Genomic DNA, 1,601 nt, shown 5'->3' with positions numbered 1-1,601 from the left:
GCCGCGCGATCCCCGCGCCGACGGGTGATCCGTGCGCGGCACGGCGTGGCCCCGGTGCGCGGGCGGGCCCCGCGGCCTACCGTCGTGCGGGACCGGAACAACGGGAGGACGCAGTGCCGGAGCAGAAGATCACGACGTTCCTGTGGTTCGACCACCAGGCCGAGGAGGCGGCGCAGTTCTACACCTCGCTGTTCCCGGACTCCCGGATCGTCGGCGTGCAGCGCTACGGCGAGGCGGGACCGGGTGCGGCGGGCTCGGTGATGACCGTGTCCTTCGAACTCGCCGGGCAGCGCTACCTCGCCCTCAACGGCGGCCCGATCTTCCCGTTCACCGAGGCGATCTCGCTCCAGGTGAACTGCGACGACCAGGCGGAGGTCGACCGGCTGTGGGCCGCCCTCACCGCGGGCGGCGGACAGGAGAGCGACTGCGGCTGGCTCAAGGACCGGTACGGGCTCTCCTGGCAGATCACCCCGCGACGGCTGATGGAACTGCTCGGCGACCCGGACCCGGACAGGTCCCAGCGGGCGATGCGCGCGATGCTGCAGATGAAGAAGATCGACATCCAGGCACTGGAGGACGCCCTCGTGGCCGGCGGCGCCACTGGACCGGCCGAGTAGACACCCCGGCCGCCGCGCCGACTTCTTTGTGCCATCTGCCAGTACGGCGGTCGGACGGGTGCGGAGGAGACTCTCTGCCACGGCCCGCAGCCCCGCAGACCCCCGATCCCGGAGGGCCGGCGGGGCAGGGCGCAGGACGACGTGCCGGAGGGGGCAGCACATGGCTGTGCAGCAGTACGACGGGATCGGCGAGGCGTTCGAGGGGTTCAAGTCCCTGCCGCTGATGCGCTACGGGGAGGTACCGAGCTTCCTCGGCATGGTGGGCGAGGTGAAGGGCAGGTCCGTGCTCGACCTGGCCTGCGGCACCGGCTTCTACAGCCGGGAGTTCAAGCGGCGCGGTGCCGCGGAGGTGCTCGGCGTCGACATCTCCGTCGAGATGGTCGCCGCCGCGCGGGACATCGAGCGGCGCGAGCCGCTGGACGTGCGGTACGAGGTCGGCGACGTCGCCGACCTGCGGTCCTTCGAGCGGCGGTTCGACCTCGCGCTCGGAGTACAGTGCCTCAACTACGCCGGGTCCGTCGAGGCGATGGAGCGGATGTGCCGCAACATCCACCGGAGCCTGGTGCCGGGCGGGGAGTTCTTCGTCCTCGCCCAGAAGCCCGACTACGGGTTCGACTGCCGCAGCCTGGAGACCTACGGCTTCCGTTGTGAGCCGACCGGCGAGGAGACCGGGACCGGCCCGCAGGTGCGGGTCACCGCCCTCCTCGAACCGCAGCCGATCAGCATCGTCGCCACGGCCCCGCGCCGCGAGGTCTACGAGGACTGCCTGCGGGCGGCCGGGTTCGGCGCGGTGGAGTGGGTGCCGCTGCGGATCTCCGAGGCCGGCATCCGCGCGTACGGCGAGGACTTCTGGGCCGACCTGCTCGCCCACCCGCCGCTCGAGATGCTGCGCTGCCGCGCCTGACCCCGGGCGCGGTCCGCCCCGGCGGACGGCACGCAGGAGACGGGGCTGTCCGAGTGCCTTCCGGACCTCTCGCGAGCGCG

2 protein-coding genes are annotated in these 1,601 nt (G+C 72.3%); both read left to right on the top strand.

Features of this window, described 5'->3' with window-relative positions:
* The first annotated feature begins 113 nt into the window (after window positions 1–113).
* On the top strand, window positions 114–617 hold the full coding sequence (locus tag ABZ641_RS36605; RefSeq protein ID WP_359988854.1) for a VOC family protein: 504 nt from the start codon (window positions 114–116) through the stop codon (window positions 615–617).
* Between the two features lie 160 nt (window positions 618–777).
* Complete coding sequence (locus ABZ641_RS36600) at window positions 778–1,521, top strand: class I SAM-dependent methyltransferase (protein WP_359988852.1); 744 nt, start codon at window positions 778–780, stop codon at window positions 1,519–1,521.
* The last annotated feature ends 80 nt before the right edge of the window (window positions 1,522–1,601 follow it).

Origin of the sequence: Kitasatospora sp. NPDC007106 (assembly GCF_040634455.1) — a bacterium.
Taxonomy (GTDB): domain Bacteria; phylum Actinomycetota; class Actinomycetes; order Streptomycetales; family Streptomycetaceae; genus Kitasatospora; species Kitasatospora arboriphila.
This window is presented reverse-complemented; position numbering and strand designations above follow the sequence as displayed.

What these genes read in the sequence shown, in the direction of transcription:
- ABZ641_RS36600 (WP_359988852.1), top strand. Translation starts at nt 778, where the DNA reads ATGGCTGTGCAGCAGTACGACGGGATCGGCGAGGCGTTCGAGGGGTTC.